This is a genomic window from Sediminitomix flava (genome assembly GCF_003149185.1).
Taxonomy (GTDB): domain Bacteria; phylum Bacteroidota; class Bacteroidia; order Cytophagales; family Flammeovirgaceae; genus Sediminitomix; species Sediminitomix flava.
The window spans coordinates 330,741-351,981 of the sequence record NZ_QGDO01000004.1 but is presented as its reverse complement, the minus strand read 5'-3'; the positions used below and the strand labels follow the sequence as shown (position 1 = coordinate 351,981).

The 21,241-nt window shown below is 37.3% G+C and carries 13 protein-coding genes; 4 read left to right on the top strand and 9 right to left on the bottom strand.

The window, feature by feature from the left end:
• Positions 1-80 precede the first annotated feature (80 nt).
• From BC781_RS16865 to BC781_RS16855, 3 genes are all read left to right on the top strand, one after another.
• Positions 81-644 carry a DUF2306 domain-containing protein gene (locus BC781_RS16865; protein WP_146201717.1) on the top strand — a complete coding sequence of 188 codons (564 nt, stop codon included), beginning with the start codon at positions 81-83 and terminating at the stop codon, positions 642-644.
• A 123-nt stretch (positions 645-767) separates the two neighbouring features.
• Entirely contained in the window at positions 768-1,196 is a 429-nt protein-coding gene (locus BC781_RS16860; RefSeq protein WP_109619938.1) for an organic hydroperoxide resistance protein, read from the top strand.
• A 116-nt stretch (positions 1,197-1,312) separates the two neighbouring features.
• A complete protein-coding gene (locus BC781_RS16855; protein ID WP_109619936.1) occupies positions 1,313-1,915 on the top strand; it encodes an HD domain-containing protein in 603 nt (200 codons plus the stop codon).
• 279 nt (positions 1,916-2,194) lie between these two features.
• Here the strand turns inward: BC781_RS16855 and BC781_RS16850 are convergent, their stop codons facing one another.
• The 9 genes from BC781_RS16850 to aspS form a co-directional block, all read right to left on the bottom strand.
• A complete protein-coding gene (locus BC781_RS16850) occupies positions 2,195-2,653 on the bottom strand; it encodes a DUF3347 domain-containing protein (RefSeq protein WP_109619935.1) in 459 nt (152 codons plus the stop codon).
• A gap of 182 nt (positions 2,654-2,835) precedes the next feature.
• On the bottom strand, positions 2,836-4,584 hold the full coding sequence (locus BC781_RS16845) for an efflux RND transporter periplasmic adaptor subunit (RefSeq protein ID WP_109619933.1): 1,749 nt from the start codon (positions 4,582-4,584) through the stop codon (positions 2,836-2,838).
• Positions 4,585-4,641: 57 nt separating this feature from the next.
• Entirely contained in the window at positions 4,642-5,883 is a 1,242-nt protein-coding gene (locus BC781_RS16840; RefSeq protein ID WP_109619931.1) for a TolC family protein, read from the bottom strand.
• Positions 5,884-5,949: 66 nt separating this feature from the next.
• Positions 5,950-9,561, bottom strand: coding sequence for an efflux RND transporter permease subunit (locus BC781_RS16835; RefSeq protein ID WP_109619929.1), 3,612 nt, complete (start codon positions 9,559-9,561; stop codon positions 5,950-5,952).
• Between the two features lie 267 nt (positions 9,562-9,828).
• Positions 9,829-10,233 carry an HYC_CC_PP family protein gene (locus BC781_RS16830; RefSeq protein ID WP_109619926.1) on the bottom strand — a complete coding sequence of 135 codons (405 nt, stop codon included), beginning with the start codon at positions 10,231-10,233 and terminating at the stop codon, positions 9,829-9,831.
• A 93-nt stretch (positions 10,234-10,326) separates the two neighbouring features.
• Entirely contained in the window at positions 10,327-11,433 is a 1,107-nt protein-coding gene (locus BC781_RS16825) for a hybrid sensor histidine kinase/response regulator (protein WP_109619924.1), read from the bottom strand.
• Positions 11,434-11,506: 73 nt separating this feature from the next.
• Positions 11,507-11,938, bottom strand: coding sequence for a hypothetical protein (locus BC781_RS16820; protein WP_109619922.1), 432 nt, complete (start codon positions 11,936-11,938; stop codon positions 11,507-11,509).
• Positions 11,938-15,261, bottom strand: coding sequence for a sensor histidine kinase (locus tag BC781_RS16815; protein ID WP_109619920.1), 3,324 nt, complete (start codon positions 15,259-15,261; stop codon positions 11,938-11,940). Before BC781_RS16815 ends, BC781_RS16820 begins: the two co-directional genes overlap by 1 nt.
• 206 nt (positions 15,262-15,467) lie before the next feature.
• Entirely contained in the window at positions 15,468-17,216 is a 1,749-nt protein-coding gene (aspS, locus tag BC781_RS16810) for an aspartate--tRNA ligase (protein WP_109619917.1), read from the bottom strand.
• A gap of 788 nt (positions 17,217-18,004) precedes the next feature.
• Here aspS and BC781_RS16805 point away from each other — a divergent pair.
• Positions 18,005-21,208 (top strand): SusC/RagA family TonB-linked outer membrane protein, encoded by a 3,204-nt coding sequence (locus BC781_RS16805; RefSeq protein ID WP_211323856.1) that lies wholly within the window; start codon positions 18,005-18,007, stop codon positions 21,206-21,208.
• Positions 21,209-21,241 lie beyond the last annotated feature (33 nt).

Sequence of the window (21,241 nt, the reverse complement as noted above, 5' to 3'; positions counted from 1 at the left end):
TTTCTAGAGAATAATTCCTACTTTAAACCCAAGAAGACTATTTTTTCATAATAATCATTGTAATAATACCCAAATAAAAAATGGCATCACTCTATGCAGATCACATCGGGCTGGTTCATCTGGTCGCTGCATGTTTCTCATTATTCTACGGTACGTTAATTCTTATCTTAAAAAAAGGAACTAAACTCCATAAGGTTTCAGGCTACATTTACGTGCTGGGCATGCTAACTGTGATTGCTACTGCATTTATGATTTACCGTCTTTTTGGTGGTTTTGGACCATTTCACGTAACAACCATAATAAGTTTGGTTACCCTTTCGGTAGGTATGCTGCCAATATTCTTGAAAAAATATATCAAGAATTGGAAATATCTTCACTTCTCATTTATGTATTGGTCAGTGATTGGCCTGTATGCGGCTTTTGTGGCCGAATTATTTGTTAGAGTAAAGGTTGCTGGGGTTTCAATTTGGGAAGGAATGACATTTGCAACAACAGCTGTAATGCTTGTCGGGATTATATTTTTTGCTTACCGAAAAGAGCATTGGAAGAAAGTCTTTGAAACTCAAATAGAGAAAACTAATTCTGACTTTGTAGAAGAAATTGACCCAACAACAGGCTTTCCTAAAGACTTTTTCTCTCGTTAAATTCATTCATTTTCAAGTCTTTCATTATTTATTTTACTTTTTTCAAAACCTTTTCCGTCTGTTTTCTGTATTATATATAAATCGCGCACGATATAATCTTGAAAAATATAAATAGATAAGGAAATGGCATTTAAAACATTGTACACAGCAAACGCTAAAGCAGTAGGAGGAAGAGATGGTAAAGTAGTCACTAGTGACGGAGTAATTGATACGCCACTGAGCATGCCTAAATCTTTGGGTGGTGCGGAGAAAGAAGGAGCTACAAATCCAGAACAACTATTTGCAGCAGGCTATTCAGCATGTTTTGATTCTGCATTGAACTTGGTGATCAGAAATCAGAAGGTGAAGACAGGCACTACTACGGTAGAAGCTGACGTACATTTGGGACAAGATGAGTCGGGTTTTGGCTTGGCGGTAGACTTAAAAGTGAATATTCCAGAAGTAGATTTGGAAACAGCTCAAGCTTTGGCAGAAGCTGCTCACCAAGTATGTCCTTACTCTAAAGCAACTAGAGGAAATATTGAAGTGAAAGTAACAGCAACGAACAACTAATAACCTGCATATATTTCAGTCTTGAAACTGATGAGAGTTTGGCGTAAAGAAGATGTTTCTTTACGCCTTTTTTGTATGATTTTACTATTTTGTAAAAATCACTTTTTCACTGAATAATGCAGAAATTACTTCTTCCCGATACAAACTTGGTCAATGAGGCAAATGAAATAGTTTCACAGGCACTCACAAAAAATGTATATAACCACTCGCTTCGTACTTATTTCTTAGGGAATAAATATGCGAAAAGTAAGTCTATTTCGTATGATGATGAAGAGTTGGCTTTAGTAGCTCTTTTCCATGATATTGGCTTTCATGAGCTATATGCAGATGCAAATCGGGCTTTTCAAGTCAGTAGTTCTTTGGCTATAAAAGACTATTTGAGTGTGATGGGGGTGGAAAAAGGCAGAGTAAATGTAATGATGGAGGCAATTGATTTCCATATGCAGTTACTACCTCGTTGGGATAAAAGTGAAGTAGCAGGTTTATTGCAAGTAGGTGCACATATGGATGTGCTAGGAACTCGAAAATTTGCTGTTCAAAAAGATGACCGCAAAGCCATTTCAAATGCTTTTCCGAAAGGTGGATTTGTACTAGAGTTTGGAACTTGTTTATGTAAGTCGATGAAAAGCTTAAACGCAGTGACAGGATTGTTCGCTCCTTTAACTTGTCAAGCAAAAGACCATTATTACGATTTAGAGAAAGAAGAAGTTATACTATAAAGTAAAACCTCATGATTCATATAGAATAGAGTCATGAGGGGGATATTTTATAAGTACTAGGACAAATGATTTCTGGTAAAATAATAGTATTCTGTTCGAAGAGTTAGCGGAGCGATCTTCGAACTAAAAATGGAAGCTAGAGTCTTCAGGCTCGATTTTATACATATTTTTCGAGTCTGAAGACTCTTACTTTCATATCTAAATCCTTAGATCACTTCGTTAACTCTAAGGATAGTTTTACCTATTTTCTTATGTCCTAGTACTTAAGAACTTTAGTATTTATTTCAGCTCTTTAATCATTTTGCCACAACGAAGCATCATATCTCCAAAATACGGATTATAAACTTCCTTTTGAGCACTAACCCAAGCCGCTCCTGTATTTTCGAATGCCATAGGACAGTATTGTTTATATAATGGCTTTCCTGCAATAGGGCTAGCTTCTAGTTCTGTTAGTAACTGATCTGATAATGATTTGAAAGCAGTACGTTGAGTTTCCAAGTCGCTCGCTTCAGCCATTGCCGTAGCTTGTGTTTTGATGACTTCCGAAGCTTCTCCATTCAATTTTGCCGCAAGTGTTTTTGTCGTTTCAAAGTCCGATTTTACCAATGCATCTTTGATGGCTAAATAAGTATCGACTTCCGCAGCATTTACTTTATTTTCAGTTTGTGCTTGTGTACAACTTGTAAAAACAATAGCCAAGAATAAGCTTGAAACAATAAGTTTGAATGTTTTCTTCATGATTTTATAGAATTATTATTTTGATAAATATGTAAACAAATCTGTGCCAATTACACTGAGAACGATTCCGATGGCTAAGACATAGAACAGAACTTTGAGGTAGTTTGGACTTTTCTTTTTCTCTTCACAATTGCAGTCTTCACAGCAGTTTTTCATGATTGTACTTGTTTAGACCTTTAAGTTTATTTTTCAATAACCTCTTCTACATTGCCACAGTTTAGCATCATGTCTCCAAAATACGGATTTACGATTTCTTCTTCGGTACTGAGCCAATGTCCGCCACTATCTTGATTAGCCATTGGGCAAAACTGATGATAGAGTGTCCGTACCGAACCAAAGCTTTTATTGGTCGCAATCAAGATATCTGAAAGCTGAGTGAAAGTCTTACGTTGCTTCTCCAAATCTTTTTCGGTACTAAGCGTTTCTAACTGCTTTTGGATGCGTTTAGCATCTTTCATCCATACCATATGTGCCTCGCCCTTTAGTAATTTCATATCAATATTTGAGAAAGCAGTTTGCATAGCTTCAACTTTTGAGAAAGCTAACTGAGCATCTGATTTGACAAGTGCATCTTTGAATTGGAGATAAGCATTTGTTAAGGTCGAAAGCTGTGTTTTGAATGTATTCGAAACCTTGAAGTTTTGGACTGTAGTATTTTTAGCTTCTTCTTTTGTGGTAGAGAGACGGTTCATCATGCTGTTTTTATTGCTCAATTGAGCGGCTGCGTCTATGGTGAATGTTCCGTTTGTCACGACAGCGTCGCCTTCTTTTAAGCCTCCTTTTACCACATACGATTTCCCAAGTGAAGCGCCCAAAAGAACTTCTCTCATCTCAAATGAAGGAACATTTGTATTCGGGGTTTGCACATAAGCCACAGATCGCTCACCTGTCCACATGATTGCAGACTGTGGTACGGTCAATTGATTTTCTCTGAAATACTGTTCGGCATAGATAATTCCTTCAGCAAACATTTCGGGCTTTAAGCGTTTGTCTTGATTCTTAATTTCTACCCGAACTTGAGCAATTCTGCTTTTGGCATCTACCACAGGATCGATATAACTGATTTTTGCTTTTATAGTATCAGATGGATATGCCGAGACGGTAAAGGCAATTTTATCTCCCTCTTTGACCCAAGGCAAATCTTGCTCGTAGGCTTCAAACATTCCCCATAATTCACCCAAATCAGCGATTTCCATCAATACGTTTCCTTCCATGACATGATCGCCATTGGCAATTGCTAGTTTAGTGACAACACCATTTCTATCGGCATAAATAGGGAAGTTGGTCATTACTTTTCCGCTTTCTTCAATCTGCTTGATTTGCTGTTCGGAAAGCTTCCAGCGCTTCAGTTTTTCTCTTGAGGCATTGAGAAGGTAAGGTTGTTTATCTTTTACTTTGAGTGCTTCAAATAACTCTTTTTGTGCCGTCACTAACTGTGGTGAATAGATACTAGCCAAACGTTGTCCTTTTCTTACTTTTTCACCCGTAAAATTGATATACAGATTTTCAATTCTTCCTGAAAAGTGTGCGGTCTGACTAAATTTACGACGCTCATCCATTTTGATTTTCCCATTCAGACGAAGTGTTTTGCTTGCTTTTCCTTTCTGAAGGATTGTTGTTTGTACTTGTGCAAGTTTGATGGCATTTTCTGAAAGTTGAATCGTACTTTGGTCTTCATGTACTAATTCATCTTCGAGAGGAATTAGATCCATACCGCAAAGCGGACAGCTTCCGGGTTCATTCTGACGAATTTGAGGATGCATGGAACAAGTCCAAATTTGAGATTTCTCAGTGGCTTTATGTTGGTGAGAATCCGATTTTTCTTCTTGAAAATTTCTGTTTAGAAACCATCCGATTAGAATTCCAACAAACATGTAAGGTAAAGGAGATTTCAGTATTCGGATTATATATTTATTGTTACTTTTTTTCATTATTTCAATGTTTTGAAGTCAGCCATCAATTATTTTATTTTTGAATTTGACTTGGAATTAACCTTCACCGATCAAGTATAAAAGTCCTGCATAAGCCATGACTTCTGCTGTAAAAGCCTTGTTGTATTTGAGCTGATAGTTTAGAAGTTGCTGCTGAAGTCTTAGAATTTCTTCAAAATCCTTTCCGTCATTGGCGTAGCTTTCTAAAAGGAGATTAAGTGTTCGTTCACTCAATTCGATTTGCTCTTTAAGGACTTCCATACTTCTTTTCGCATCAGCCCTTTGTCCTTGGTATTTGCTCAATTCGGCATAAAGTTGATTGCTGATGTTTTCTTCCGAATAACTTAATGATTCTAATTGTAGGGCTAATTCTCTGTTTTTTGCCTTGGTCTTTTTCGCAGAGAAAATGGGAAGACTGATACCAACCATAGGCATCAACACATCTTTACCATTGTCGGTGACTTGTGAGCTTTCAATCGGACTGACTAAAACGTAATCTAGCCCTACGGAGAACTTAGGCGTCCCTGCTTTATGAACAGCATTTTTTTGACTATTGATACTATTTCTTTTCTGCTCGATCAATTGTAATGAAGGGTTGTGCAAAAACATAGAATCTGCGAGTATGCTAAGCTCTGAAGCTAAAATTCGGTATTCAGCAGGTAAAGCCATAGGAAGTTGAATTGGAGCCGTTTTACTTCTTCCGAGCTGAGCATTGAGCTGTACCAAGAGTACGCTGTCTTCTACTTCAAGATTTTGCAAATGATTGTATTCATCTTTGAGTTGAATCTGCGTTCTAAAAATATCTGTGAGAGGTGCGGTATTGCTTTCGTAACGTTGAAGAGTCAGTTGTTCATAACTTTCTAAAAGCTGGATATTTTCTTTGACCAAAGCCTCATCTTTTCTAAGCTGATACAAACGGTAATAGCTCTTTCTTACTTCGAAATAAATCTGATTTTTCAAGATTTGTAGCTCGCTTAACTGTTCTAAGGCTTGTTGTGCTGCTACTTCCTTTCTTGCTTTCAGCGTACCGAACCAAGGAAATTGTTGACTGATTCCCAATTTAAGTCTTTGTGTACCGACACGAGTTTCTACAGGTAAAATAAATGGTGCTATGCCCAACATCGGATCGGGAAGTGCACTTACCTGCGGCAGTTTTTCTAGCGAAGCCAAATATTGTTTGTATTTGCTCTCTAGTGCAGGATGATTTTCACCAGCTTCTATCAACAATTCTTCTAAACTTTGAGCTTGGAGAAAGTGTGTACAGAAGAGTGAAATATATAGAATGATATATGTTTTCATTAGCTTAATTCCATTTTCAAGTTTGAAGATACTGTGCTCGCTTGTTTCACTAGCTTTTCAAACAGTTTAATTGTCCTTCTTTAGACGTTTTAGCTTCAATTCTTCCCAAGCTGAATAAAGCACTGGAACGACGAATAAAGTCATGAGTGCAATGGTCATTCCTCCGAAAGAAGGGATTGCCATCGGAATCATGATATCAGAGCCTTTTCCTGTTGAGGTAAGAACGGGAAGCAGTGCTAAGAGTGTCGTTGCCGAAGTCATCAGAGCAGGACGAACGCGTCTCATGCCACTTTCTAATACCGTTTGTCTGATTTGATCGACAGATGTTGGTTTTTCTTTCTCAAAATTCTGGGTGAGATAGGTGGCAATCAGAACGCCATCGTCTGTGGCAATTCCGAACAAGGCGATAAATCCAACCCAAACCGCTACACTCAGATTGATTTCATGGATTTGGAAAAGATTTCTGAAATCAATGTTGAAAAGCTCGATGTTCATAAATCCAGACCAACTGTAAGCCCAAAGCATTAAGAAACCACCAGCAAAAGCAACCGCAATTCCCGAAAAGACCATGAATGTAGTGGGTATAGATCTGAATTGGAGATAGAGAATTAAGAAAATAACCAGCAAGACAATCGGAACAACAATGCTGAGTCGTTGTTCTGCTCTGACTTGATTTTCGTAGTTTCCAGAGAATCGGTAACTGACTCCCGAAGGAACTTTCAGCTCACCCGAATCAATTTTTTCTTGAATGAAAGCCTGTGCCTCACTGACTACTTCTCCTTCCGCAAATCCATCTTTACGATCAAACAAGACATAACCCACTAAGAAAGTGTCTTCACTCTTAATCATTTGTGCCCCTTGTGTATATTCAAGTTCAGCTACTTCTTCTAAAGGAATTTGGATACCTGTAGGTGTAGAGATGAGAATTTGACCGATTTTATCGGGGCTGTCTCTGAGCTCTCTCGGGTAGCGAACACGAATAGGATAACGCTCCCTGCCCTCTACTGTATTTTCAATGGTCATTCCACCTACAGAAGTCTCAATGGCCATCTGTACCGCTTGAACACTGAGTCCGTAACGAGCAATTTTCTGACGGTTGATATTGATTTCCAAGTAAGGCTTCCCGACCATTCTGTCCGCAAAAACAGCTTCTGTTTTTACTGAAGGAACTTCTTTCAAGTATTTTTCCAGTTCAAAACCAAAAGCTTCAATTGTAGCAAGATCAGGCCCTTTTACTTTTATCCCCATAGGTGCTCGCATCCCTGTTTGGAGCATGACGAGTCTTGTTTCGATGGGTTGAAGTTTCGGTGCTGAAGTTACTCCCGGAAGTTTGGTGGCTTTTACAATTTCAGCCCAAATATCATCGGGAGATAAAATGTGCTCTCTCCATTGTCTGAAATATGCGCCATCAGTATCGGGAATGAGTCTTTTGGTGTCAATAAGAAGACGTTCGTTTTCTTTTAGAGAAACTTCTTTCTGATGTTGGTCTAAAATGATGAATTCACCATCCGAATTGACTTTAAAGCGTTGAGGATTTCCATCTTCATCAAGCACATATTCTGTTTTGTAATTGATGATATTTTCATACATCGAAATAGGAGCAGGGTCTAATGCCGAGTTTGCTCGTCCCATTTTCCCCAAAACATTTTCTACTTCTGGAATTCCTGTCACTCGAATGTCAAGCATGCGGAGTACGTCAAGGTTTTCTGCAAAACCCGCATGAGGCATAGACGTGGGCATGAGTAGAAAACTACCTTCATTGAGCGCAGGCATAAATTCTGACCCAAGTTTTGTCCAAGCTACGCCACCAAAGAAAATAGTAGCTATAGGTAGACTCAGAAAAGTCAATTTATGTGCTAATGCCCAAGTTAAGAGCTTTGGGTAGAATTTTTGGAACAATTGAAAGCCTCCTAATACCAACCCGAGAAGAATAGCTGTAAAAAGGAAGTTCCAAAAAATGTGTGTATCAAAACCAAGAGGCATCCATGCTTTACTCAGCCACCAAGCAACTGCACCAACAAATAATACATTGATTGAAATTTTCGAATAGATTTTCCAACTACTCTTTTTATCTGAATCTGATTGGCTTGACTGATCTGATTTGTAGTTTCTAAATACCCAAAGTGAGAAAGTCGGGATAATGCAAAGCGCTATAATGACAGCAGAAAGCAATGCAAAAGTTTTGGTAAAAGCCAATGGACTGAAAAGCTTTCCTTCGGCAGCTTGAAGACTAAATACAGGAATAAAACTTACGATCGTAGTTGCTACGGCCGTCACGATGGCACTACCTACTTCGGTAGATGCGTTGTAAACCGTATCGAAAATACTGTCTTCAGCTTTCTTGATTTTAAGATGCTTGAGAAGATTTTCTGTCAGTACAATTCCGACATCAACCATTGTCCCGATTGCAATTGCAATTCCCGATAAGGAAACAATATTGGCGGTGATGTTAAAGGCTTTCATCGCAATAAAAGTCATCAGAACACCGAGTGGAAGTAAGGCTGAAATCAGTAATGAAGAACGAAGGTTATACACCATTACAACGATAACGATTAGCGTGACTAAGATTTCGAGGGAAATGGCTTCTTTGAGTGTCGAAAGTGTTTCTTGAATTAGTCCACTTCTGTCATAGGAAGTGATAATTTTCAGTTGGCTTGTCGTTCCGTCTGCAAGAGTTTTCGCTGGTAATCCTTTTTCTAATTCTTTGATCTTGGCTTTTACATTTCCAATCACAGCCATCGGGTTAGAGTTGTAACGAGCAACTACGACTCCGCCGACGACTTCAGCACCCGATTTGTCAAGAGCTCCTCTTCGTGTAGCAGGGCCTAAAGAAACTTTAGCAATATCTTTAATCCGAATGGGAGTGTTTTGGTTTACAGCTATCACTGCACTTTCTAAGTCTTCCAACTTTTTGACATAGCCTAATCCTCTGACAAAATATTCTGCTCGGTTGATTTCGATGGTTTTTGCGCCTACATCCAAATTACTATTCCGAACGGCTTGTACAATTTGAGGTAATGAAACGCCGAAAGCTTTCATCGCTTCTGGTCGTAAGTCAATCTGATATTCTTTGATATATCCTCCAATAGAAGCAACCTCAGAAACACCTTCAGCAGACATTAGTCCGTATTTGACATAATAATCTTGTACCGAACGTAACTCTTGCAAATCCCAACCACCTGTAGGATTATCGTCTTGGTCTCTGCCTTCAAGGGTGTACCAAAAGATTTGACCTAAGCCTGTGGCATCGGGGCCGAGTGTAGGTTGAACTTCTTTAGGAAGTGTATTTGGAGGCAGGGCATTGAGCTTTTCGAGAATTCGTGATCTGCTCCAATAAAAGTCCACTTCTTCATCGAAAATGATATAGATGCTTGAAAGCCCAAACATGGAACTACTACGGATGGTTTTTACACCCGGAATGCCCATAAGAGCCGTAGTGAGCGGATATGAAATTTGATCTTCGATATCTTGAGGAGAACGCCCCATCCATTCGGTCATAACAATCTGTTGGTTCTCTCCGATATCGGGTATGGCATCAACGGACACAGGCGATTTCGGGATAAAATCTAATCCGAAATCAAAAGGGGCAACGGCTATTCCCCAAAACAAAAAGGCTAATGTCATCAATGCAGTGATGAGCCTATTGCTGAGAAAAAATTTAATAATATGATTTAGCATTGTTTGTGAGTCTGCTATTATTTCTTCTATAAATTATGAAGCAGGAGAAAATGTGTTTTCACTTATGAAATTCATTCAATGTGGAGGTATCTGAACTTATTAACTCTTCTTTTTTGTATGAAGAAAGAAATGAAGGTGACAATCAAGTAAAGAATATTTCCACCGTGAAGGAAGATGCATAAATGAAAAACAGAAATAGACCATGTCCTTATTAGTGTCTCATTATGAGCACGATAAGAATGGTGAATTTTAAGTAAAAAAGGCAGACTACAATCGGAATTGTTGGATAATGATATGAATACTCCGAACAAGAGGTGGCGGAATATAAGAAGTGAAATATTTATACACTTTGTTGAATTGCAGTTCTTTTACCTTAAGATAATGATCTGAAAAAGGTAATTCCATCCATAAGATAGGAGGGAAGTCTAAGGCAATATCAACTTGTTGTAAGGCTTCTTCAATTTGGAAAAGCTTGCTTTCATTTTTGCAGCAATCAGATTTTTTATCCTCACTTCCACAGCAAGAATGAGATTCTTCTGCATAAGCTTCTACAGATACAAGCATATGCCCACAGTAATGCAGACTAAGCTGTAGCCCCGAAGCCATAAACAAAATGGCAAAAGCAAAAACGATATGGAAAAATGGCTTTCTCAAAAAAGAAAATCTATACATGTTCTAACTACAAATATGCAAAGTTTTGCAGAAGAAAATGTATAGAATTCAAATATTGATGTATAAAATCTTTAAGTCTATTTAAAAACAATTCTAAGCATTGAAAGTATTTTTCAAAGAAAGCTTTATCGTAACTTTTGTGCAATTGTCAATTTCTTCAAAGGAGATTTGACCATTCATGATCTCGATAATTTTCTTGATCAAGGTGAGTCCTAAACCTAAACCTTGTTGCTCGTTTTTATCTCTACCGAACTGAGTGAAAGGAGCAATTTGATTCATCTGTGATTGAGGGAAATCAGAACCTTCATTGACTACTGAAATATGGTAATAATCTTCTTCTATTTCTCCCGAGATTTTGATAGCATCACCGTTTTTAGAAAACTTGAGTGCATTGTCAAGTACTTCTTCCAAAAGTAGCGTTGGGTAGTAAAGTGATGAAGGGAATTCTATTTCTGTAAAGTTGAATTCAACATCATTATTTCGATTATATTTTTTAGCTAAGTCTTCAGTGGTTTGTGTAAGAATTTTTGAGATAGAACTAACGCAATCTGCCTTGAATAATTTTACGGCATCTTGAGGACTCGGGTATGTAGAAATGGTGTGATGAAGAAATAAGTTTCTGAAAGAACGTTCGAGTAGTTGCCCCGATTTTTTGATCTCGATAAGGTATTCTTTGACTTCGTCTTTGCTCAAATTATGATAGAACTGCAAGAGCATATTTGTAAGCCCCATAATTCCATTAAGAGGGGTATTAAACTCGTGTGAAGCCGTGTCGGGAGGTAAAAGTAGGGAATTGTTAGTTAATTGTTGTTCTATATCTTTTTGCAGACGATCATGTTTCTTGATTTTACTCTCTATCGCTGAAAGTAAATCATCCATTCTGAACGGTTTTGAAAGGTAGTCATCAGCTCCCAAGTCCATGCCTTTTCGTAGATCACTTTTATCTGAAAGAGCAGATAGAAAGATAAAAGGAGGCATGCCATAGTCATTTTTTTCTCGAAGGGTTTCTATCACTTCATAGCCATCCACTTCAGGCATCATGATGTCACAGATAATGAGATCAGGATTGAATTGAAAGACCTTTTCAATACCTACTCTTCCGTTTTCAGCTGTTTCAGTTTCGTAATTGTGTACTTCAAGAATCTCCGAAATGTTTTCTCTTACGCTTTCTTCGTCTTCTACGATTAGTATTTTCTTCATGGGTGTTATTTTATTCGCTGTCTGAAGATACTAAGCCTTAGAATGAGGAAGCTTTAGAATAAAATGAAAGATCTTACTTTGTAAGTTTTAGCCAATTATAGGCATCTTGTTCAGTGTTGAAGTAAGAAGTCTGGATATAGGTTCTGGGGTCTTCGTCAACGGCTTGTTCAATTGAAAACTGTTCGATTAGACCCGAAGATTTCAGATAAGCCATTTTTTTTAAATCTACAGGAGTATATTTTCCAGATAGTTCTCCGTACCATTCTTGAAGTTCGCTGTCAATGATGAAGTTGAAAAGACGAGTGTCTGAGAGGATGCAAATCGGATTATGCTCACAGACTAGTTCCCAAAAATTATACATGCACTCCTTGAATTCATCATCGCTCATCCATTCAGACTGTAAATGCCAAAATGTACGCACAAGCCTTTGAGATTTATCTAAGTAAATCTCAAAGTAAGGAGCGTAGCTATACAAAGCCTTTTGAGGTTGATAAATATGATTCATTAGTTTTGAGTTGCAGGTAAATCTTGAAGAAGTGGCAATTTGACTGTGAAGCAAGTGCCTTCATTTACTGCACTCTCAAAAGTGAGTTCGCCATTGTGCATCTGTACAAATTCTCTTGCGATAACTAAACCGAGCCCTGTACCTTCAATATTACCTACGTTTGAAGCCCTAAAGAATGACTGAAAGAGGTTGGCTTGATCTTCTTTCGGTATCCCTATGCCTTTGTCTACTACATTAAATTCTAGCATATCGGGACTAAAGTGGATATTCAATTCAGGAGGAGTGTCTTTAGGTGAATATTTTATGGCATTGCTGATGAGATTATTAAATACATGAGTCATTAGATTAGTATCAAAAGCCACATTTTTAGTATCTCCATCTGTATTCAATTTTATCTTATCCCCTTCGGTAGGTGAAGTGAAGGATTGATGAATAAGGTTTTCTATAAACTCAACAGGATTATTTTTAGTAGGGGTAAAAGGAGTCCGATCAGCCTCAATTCTACCTATCAGCAATATGTCATTCATTAGGCTAACAAGTCTGTCGCCTGCATTGGCTATTCTGTCTAAATGTTTATTGAATTTAGGTATTAAATCGTCAGGAACTTTATTTATGAAGAGAGATAGAATACCTACACTAGAAGAGATCGTAGTTAATGGAGTTCGAAACTCATGCGATGCAATAGAAATAAATCTTTTTTGAAGCTCACTGACTTGTTTCTCTCTTTCTAAGGCTTTCATGATATTGTCTTCAGCCTTTTTGCGTTCTTCAATATTCCGAATGGAATAAAGTGTTCCTGTAACTTTGGTCAAGTTGAAGACAGGGCTAACTATAATTTCAACCCATACCGTTTTATTTTCTGAATTAACCAAGCGGCATTCGAAGGTATGAGGTTGCATCGTTCTGAAAGTCTTTTTGGCAAGATCATAGGCTAAAGGTAAATCTTCAGCGTATACGATATGTCTAGGGGACTTCAGGTGATAAATTTTCTCTGGGCTATAGTTCAGTAAACCCTTTATAGACGGAGTGACAAATGAAATTACGTCTGGTTCGTAAGACATGATAACAACGTCTGAAGTATTATCGGCTAGTAAGCGATATCGTTCTTCACTTTCTCTTAGACGTTGCTGACTCAGTTTTAGCTTTTCTTCTGTTTTTACTTGTTCAGTGATGTTTCTACTGACCACAATTACGAAAGTTTTGTTGCGGTTTTGAACAAGGTTTAAAGTAGAGTTGAACCAAATTACACTACCGTTTTTATGTATATTTCTAAATTTGAAATCGGTGACTTTTTGCTCTTTCAGAAGACGTTGATGTGTGGTTTGTGCATGCTCAAAATCATCAGGATGCATAAGATGAAGCATATCTTTCCCCATAAGTTCAGAGGTCGAATATCCTAACATTTCAGCACAAGAAGGCGAGACATACGTACAATTTCCTTCTTGATCAAAAAGAACTACTAGGTCTCCTGTATTTTCTGTAAGTAGTCTAAACTTTTCTTCACTGGTTTTGAGCATTAATTCATTTTCAAACCTTTTAGTGATGTCTCTGATATTAGCCAAGATCATATGCTGACCTTGCATATCTAAGAGGTTCATGGCTACTTCTGCAGTGAAACCTTTGGAAGAGTTGCTTCCGAATTTCCAATTAAATGAAACTGACTTTTGCTTTGTTACTTCTTTAAAATATTGATTTAGGAGAGATTGAGAAGTATTGTTTTCTGCTTGAACTTCGGGGCTAAAAAGAAGTAAATTTTTCCCTATTAAATCTATTTTGCTGTCGAATTTGAAAAGAGAAAGTGCTTTTTGGTTTATTTCAGCGATATTAAAATCCTTGTCTAGCAATAGAATACCATCACTAGCACTTTCAAACAGTAGTTTGAACTTTTCTTCACTTTCAGAATACTTTTTACTCTTGTGGTGTACTATTTCTTCAAGTCTACCATTTAGTTTCTGAAGTTCAATTTTAGACTTTTGAGTGTTAGAAATATCTCTAACGACAGTTAAGAATAGGTCTGTAGAGAAACAAACAATACGTGCATGAAAGTAACGATTTTGGTTGTCTGTGGTCGTTAATTCGTATTCTACATCTATAACTTTCTTTGTCTTTTTTGCTTTTTGAAAGCCGGCAAGTACTTTTTTAGAGATACTCGGCGGTAGGATATCACTAGTGTTTTTTCCTATAAAATTCTCTTTTACAAATAATTGATCAGAGTCGTTGTAATAGTACTCTTTGAAGGTGCCTTTTGCATCGTTTACAAAAACAAGGTCAGGAATAGCCTCCAAAATAGATTGGAAGTGCTTATTATCAGATTCATTGAAAGCAGTAACAGGGCTGTCCGAAATACGGAAAATACACTTTTCAATTTCCATATTGGCATCGAGTACAGGACGCATCTGTATTTGAAGAGTGACCCCGTCTTCTAAAGTTATAATAGATGTATGCCTTTTTTTATTTGCCCAAGCAACTTTTAAGTCTTCTACAGCTTGGTTGAAGGCTAGATCATTGGGCAGTAAGTGCCATAGTTTATAGTGCTTGATTTCGTAAGCACTTTTTTCTGTAAATGCCTTAAATCTATTATTTGCCCAAACAATTTTAGTATGCTTATCACATATAAAAACAACATCGGAGCTATTCTGATCAATAAATTGTGAGGGAAGCATCTCATTGATCAGCTTTTGTTTTCTTAACTGAAGAAAAGCAATCACAATCAGAATAAATACACCAAGTGAAATACAAAAGGAAATAGCCTCGTAAAGTGCTGTATAGTTATGAAATCGGGTATTTGCCTTATCTAAAAGTTTGAAAACAGCACCCATCGCTTTTAGATATGCGAATTCATGTTTTTCAAGCTGATGGAAATAACGATTAATAACTTGTTGTCTGCTTTGGTCTAGGTCACTTTCGATAAAGTAAAGCACCTGTTTTGCGATATGGGCAATCTGATAGCTATGCTTGTCCACATTCAGAAAAGCTCTATGAATTACTTCTACATCAGTATGCTTAAAAAGGATAAAGTCCCTTTCAATTTCTTCAAGCTCGGCTTGTAAGACTTCAATCTCATTAGAGGCTGAAATGATATCAGCTTTAAGTGTGTCCAATTTTATTGGATCAGGATATTGATGGAGAAAGAGCAATTCTTGAGAAATCATCTGACAACTCACTCTTTGTTTTTCTGCTACGGTATTTATGTGTGTGTAGACCTCATGGTTTTGTTCATGGACTCGCCAAACTCCTTGTATACATATTAGTACAAAGATATTAACCCCTAAAAAGGTGAGTGTTTTTTTGAATTGCTTAATATGTAGATTTTGTGTGTTCATGGGTAATCAGTCAGAAGCGACTGAATATACAGCAAATCGTAAATAGATATGAAATTCAACAAAGTGAGTAGATGTAAGAAAAATGATAAAAATGAAAAAAAACGCTTCCTCTTTGATTCCCAAAACCAGTAAATCGTGTCATCTAACACGTTGTTTGGCTTTAATGAATAAAGAGAAAGCGTTTGTATTTACTTTGGAGGATAAACTTACTTCAGTTTAATACCCAAGTCTTTTAATTGATCGTTGTTTACAGGAGATGGTGCATCGATCATTACATCGCGTCCTGAAGTGTTTTTCGGGAATGCAATGAAGTCACGGATAGAATCAACACCACCGAATAGCGCACAAAGACGGTCGAAACCAAATGCAATACCGCCATGAGGAGGTGCACCATATTGGAATGCATCTAATAGGAAGCCAAACTGTGCTTGAGCCTCTTCTTTTGTAAAGCCAAGAGCGTCAAACATTTGTGATTGGTCGCCTTTATCGTGAATACGAATAGAACCACCACCAACTTCTACGCCATTGATAACCATGTCGTAAGCATTAGCACGTGCTTTCCAAGGCTCTGTTTTCACCAATTCAGCATCTTCTTTTAGTGCTGAAGTAAATGGATGGTGCATTGCGTGGTAGTGACCTGTTTCCTCATCTTTCTCTAATAGAGGGAAGTTTACAACCCAAAGAGGAGAGAATACATTACGATCTCTAAGACCAAGACGTTCACCCATTTCCAGACGAAGCTCTCCTAATTGTTTACGAACAGTGTCTAATTCACCAGAAAGTACAAGTAATAAATCACCTGCTTTTGCACCAGCTTTTTCAGCCCATGCAGCTAAAGCTTCCTGGTCAAAGAATTTATCTACTGAAGACTTGAATGTGCCGTCTTCGTTACATTTTACATAAACAAGTCCTTTTGCTCCTATCTGTGGTCTTTTCACCCAGTTTGTAAGCTCATCCAATTGTTTACGTGTATAGCTTGCACAACCTTCAGCACAAATACCCAATACAGCTTCAGCATCATCAAATACTTTGAAGCCTTTGTTTTGAGCAACCTCGTTCAATTCTACAAACTTCATCTCAAAACGAGTATCAGGTTTGTCAGAACCATAGAAGCGCATTGCGTCAGCATATTCCATGTGAGGAAAGGCTGGCAATTCATAGTTTCTTAGGTTCTTGAACAAATACTTCATCATTTCTTCGAAGATGTTCAAAATATCGTCACGTTCAACGAAAGCCATTTCGCAGTCAATCTGAGTAAATTCAGGCTGACGGTCAGCACGAAGGTCTTCGTCACGGAAACATTTAACGATTTGGAAGTAGCGATCCATACCACCAACCATCAAAAGTTGTTTAAACGTCTGAGGTGATTGTGGAAGAGCATAGAATTGGCCTTCGTTCATACGAGAAGGTACCAAGAAGTCTCTAGCGCCTTCTGGCGTAGATTTGATAAGAACAGGTGTTTCTACCTCAATAAATTCTTGCTCGCTTAAGTAAGAACGAACAGCTTGCGCTACTTTATGACGCAAAACTAATTTTTCACGAACATCATTTCTACGGATATCCAAGTAACGGTATCTCATACGAAGATCTTCACCGCCGTCAGTTTCATCCTCAATTTTGAAAGGAGGAGTTAAAGACTCATTTAGGATCGAAAGTTCTTCTAAACGGATTTCAATTTCACCTGTAGGGATATTTGGATTGGCCGCATTTCTAGCGATAACCGTACCTTTTGCTTGAATAACAAACTCTCTACCCAACTTACGTGCAGTCTCGATGATCTGAGCAGTTTTCTCTCCTTCATCTTCAACTACAAGCTGAGTTAAACCGTAACGGTCACGAATATCAATCCATATCAAACCACCTTTATCACGAATGGTTTGCACCCAGCCGCTAAGCGTTACCACTTCGTTGATATGGCTGCTTCGAAGCTCTCCGCATGAATGTGTTCTTAACATTTTATTTTGATTTTGAATTAGTGCACAATTTCTTTTTTATCAAAAGCGGCGTAAAGGTAGGTATTTATTGCGAAACAGGCAGAAAAATAGTGGATTACATGAAAGAATCGAGGAATTATCAATGGAATCTTTCTTTATAGGTATTTAAGATCATCTATAAACACCTTATTCATTTGGTCTGAACATAACTTGGAGTTGACCTCGAAGTTTTTTTTTCATGATTTGAGGTGGATATTTATCGTGTGACCTATTCGTTAATCATTTTGTGAATAAATGTAAATAAGTACATTTAAATATTTATATATTATATAACATTTAATAACATCTAAAGTAAATGCATGTAACACAGATTAGGTTGCTTCTTTAAGGCAGTGAAAATATTTTTTAAATCTTATGATTATCTAAAAGCATGTTAATGAATTTGCGTATTTCAAAATGTTGATAATTAAGTGTTTGTGATGATTTTTGTAATTGCAAAATTTTAACCTTTACTGTGTTTTTTTTAAAAATATATTAAAATATTATTGATTCAATTGAGTGTATTCATTAATATTGCTTTGTGTTAAATTAAAATATTGTAAAAGTTCAATTTTATCAAGCAGCAAACATCTTTGTTAGATCTATTGAGTTGACAAAATAATTCCATGTCAAATCACTTTTTGTGCGTATTAAATTTTTAAGAAACACACTCATTTTTTAGGTCTATTCACGATAAACATAATTAAGTATATCACTCCCTTGCATTGAGGGATTTTTATAAAACCAATTTTACTAGCAATCTCAATTTGATGATGAGAAGAACACTTTTAATGTTGTCCATGATCATGGGGGTATTCTCTATGGCCCTTGGACAAGAAAGACAGGTAACAGGAACTGTTACTGATGTATCAGGAGAACCTTTACCGGGTGTCTCAGTACTAGTAGTAGGAACAACTACTGGTTCAATAACAAGCTTCGAAGGTACTTACACTTTAAAACTTCCAGAAGAGGCAATTAGCCTTGAGTTTAGAAGTGTAGGGTATAAAACACAACAAATTACTATTGGCACAAAAACTAAAGTAGATGTTACTTTAGAAGAAGATGCAGAACAATTGGAAGAAGTAGTGGTAACTGCACTAGGTTTTACGAAATCAGAGAAATCTATTGGTTATGCATCTACTACAGTTTCTGGGGATGATATTGCTTTGTCTCAAGCAGTAAACCCAATGAGTTCATTACAAGGTAAAGTAGCAGGTCTTCAAATTACAGGTGCTGCTGACCCAGGTTCATCACAAAATATTATGATTCGTGGTGCTAACTCATTTGGAAATAGCCAGCCTCTTATTGTAATTGATGGTGTACCATTGGTAAATGAGCAAAACAATAGTGGAGACAATCTTAATGCTTATGTTGATTTTGGTTCTGGTTTGAATGCTTTGAACCCAGATGATATTGAGAGTCAAACAATCTTGAAAGGTGCGGCAGCAACAGCATTGTACGGTTCTCGTGCAGCAAATGGTGCGATTATTATCGTGACTAAGTCTGGTAAAAATTCAGGAGGGAAAATGAGAGTTACTTACAATGGTAACGTTAGTGTCTCTTCAATTGGTCGTATTCCTAGTCGTCAGAATGAGTTTGGACAAGGTTGGTCTGGATTACATGCTCTAGATGAAAATGGAAACTGGGGACCTCGTTATGATGGTCAACTTCGTCCTTGGGGTAACGTTGTAGATGGTCAACAACAAGTAGCTCCATTTGCATTCCAAGAAAGCAGATACAATGATTATTTTGACTTAGGTATTAATTATAAAAATGCTATCTCAGCTTCAGGAGGAAATGAAAATACAAACTATTTTGTTTCATTCTCTCAAACAAGTCAAGACGGTATCTTCCCTGAAGATGTAGATACATATAAGCGTAGTACTATTTCAGCTAGAGGTAGCCATAAAGTAGATCGTTTTACAGTTTCTTCTTCTGTTAACTTTAGTACAGAGAAGACTCGTTCGGTACCTACAGGACAAGGAGCTTCAGCTTATAACTCTATTTTTGAGATTGCAGAGAACCTTTCAATTGTAGACTTGAAAGACTATAATTCTAAGTTTAATAACTTAGATAACTACTTTACACCATATGGTATAAATCCTTATTACTCTCTATTCGAGAATGGTGCAGAGCAAGAAAAGCACAAATTATTCGGTAAAGTAGAAATGTCTTACAATTTAAGAGACAACTTGAGCGTAAAGTACCGTTTTGGTGGTGACGTAGAGTCATCAACAGAAGAGTACTGGACAGCTAAGATCAAGTTTACTCCAGGTGCTCCTAATGAAGGAAGTTCTGCAGAAACTGATGGTAACTACAGAATGGTTACAAAGTCTCGTTACGAAGTTAACCACGATGCTTTCTTAAACTTCAACCCTACTATTTCAGATGACTTCACGTTGTCTGCAATTGTTGGTACGAACATCAATGATAGATTCTATACTAGATTAACAGGTGAGGTTCAAGCATTAGATGTTGATGGTTTCTATAACTTAGGAAATGGATTAGCAGATGCACTTGCATCCCAGTACCAACGTAGACGTCGTTTGATTGGTGCTTTTGCAACAGTTGATATGTCTTACAAAAACTACTTGTTCTTGAACGTAGTAGCACGTAATGACTGGTCTTCAACTCTTCCAAAAGAGAATAATTCGTTCTTCTACCCGGGTGCAACGCTTGGATTTGTATTCACGGATTTCTTGGAAGAGAAAAATGTGATGGGAACAGACTTCTTGAACTTTGGTAAGTTGCGTGTAGCTTACGGTATGACGGGTAACGATGCTGCTCCATATCAAGTTAATCCTGCTTTTGTGACAGGTAATGTTTATATGCCTGGTTACTCAAATGTAGACAACTTAACATTACCTCTAGGTGGTGTAAACTCTTATATGGTTTCTAACCAATTAGGTAGTCTTGATCTACAACCAGAGCTTACAAAAGAGCTTGAATTTGGTATTGATCTTCGTTTCTTCAATGAAAGATTTAATATCGATGCATCTTATTACGACAGAACTACAGAAGGTATGATTGCTGTATTACCTCTAGATCCAACTACAGGTTACACAAGTCAAATCGCCAACTTAGCAGATGTGAATAACAAAGGTATCGAGTTGATGTTGGATATGACTCCAATCAAAACAAATGACCTTTCATTGAACTTTGTATATACTTTCACTAAGAATGAAAGTGAAGTACTTGAGGTACCAACAAGTGAAGTATTCTTAAGTGGATTTGGTGGTGCAGGTATTTACGCAGTACCAGGTATGCCAATGGGGGTATTCAAAACAAGTAGAGCTCGTACTGTAATGTTGGATGCTGAAGGACGTGAAGTTTCAGAAGGAGGAACACTTCATACAGTTGTAGATGGTAATGGTAATGTTTTGCCTACTACTGAAGAAGAGTTTACGAACAAAGACGTAAACGAAGACTTTGCAATGGGATTGAAATCTACATTGACGTATAAAGGATTCTCGATTGGAGCTACACTAGATTGGAGACATGGTGGTCATATGTATTCTAGAACAAAAGACTACATGCACTGGACTGGTAGTGCAGTTGAATCTACTTATAATGACCGTAACCCATTTATCGTACCTAATTCAGTAGTTGATAATGGTAACGGAACATATAGTGAAAATACTACTCCAGTAACAGCAAATACATTCCACAACTTCTATAACGATTATGGTGCATTCGAATCTTCAGAATATGCAATCATTGATCGTTCATTCCTTAAACTTCGTGAAGTAGTTTTAAGCTACAATGTACCAAGTAAAGTTGTACAAAAATACGGAATGCAAGCTTTACGCTTAGGTTTCAATGTAGGTAACATTTTGTTATGGACACCTGCAGACAACCCATATATTGATCCTGAAGCTACGTCATTTGGTAGCAATGTGGGAGCGAGATTTGGTGAGTTTATGTCTAACCCTCCTCGTGAGTCTTATACTTTCAGTTTGTCAGCAACATTCTAAGAGTAGACACCTTAAGCGTTTAGAATTTTAATA